This is a genomic window from Pseudoalteromonas sp. G5_S1_14_S5 (genome assembly GCF_054968605.1).
Genome location: NZ_JBQKUM010000198.1, coordinates 1 through 894, shown reverse-complemented (window position 1 = coordinate 894; position 894 = coordinate 1). Strand labels below are relative to the sequence as shown.

Sequence of the window (894 nt, the reverse complement as noted above, 5' to 3'; positions counted from 1 at the left end):
CGGCGAGTTTACTAATATTCAACAATATGCATCTAATTCCAGCGCGACATTGGCACAAGAGCCTACAGATACGCACTATTTGGAGCTAGGATTTTCAGATGACTACACCGAAGGTTATTATACTGTCAATGTACCAGACCTTAATGACTACCTTCAAAATAATACCATCACTTTAGGTAATCAAGACGATTTAGAGAACCTAGTTGCCACAGACCAAGACAGAGATGGTCAGTCTGTTTATTTTGACGAAGATGACACTTTGTATTCTCTTTGGGGTGGGTATGTGTACAACTACCCAACGGGGAACTTACCAACTCCAGTGAGTTATGATTACCTTTTTTCCGCTAGAGTTAAGGTTACTGGTCAATCGGAAGAGAAACTTGTCTTTATTAGTCATGTTAACTTTGTCCGATATGGAAGTGCAAGCTCACCTAGCCAATGGACAAAACCGGTCGCCGATAAGATTGAAGCAGAACTTAGCCAATATGGTGTGAATGCATACGATTATGACAACGGTCCGAATTCTGACACAAGGTATGATGTCAGGGTAAATACGATTGAAGGTGTAGATTGGGTTGAACTCAGTTACGTTCCTGAGTGGCAAAACATTAATGCCTACAGGGAAGATTCGTCCGGCTCGGTGCCAGCGCCTGATGATACGGATTACAACCTGATAAGTGCTATCCAAATCGACGGCAATCAATTTACTGAACTCAATAAGTTGTTAAAATCCAACAATCCCACTGACTACGATGCTACTGTCGAATTAATAGCAAGCTACGACACCGTCTACGAATACGCATTAGATAACGGCAATTTTATCGCTGCAACCGTGCCTCAAAGTACGGATTATACCAACATCGGATTAACGCAGGATGTCAGCAACGTCAGCGT

At 42.4% G+C, this 894-nt stretch carries 1 protein-coding gene; it reads left to right on the top strand.

The window, feature by feature from the left end:
- A partial coding sequence (locus tag ACTRWI_RS22525; RefSeq protein ID WP_499133918.1) for a hypothetical protein occupies positions 1-894 on the top strand: 894 nt, incomplete at both ends.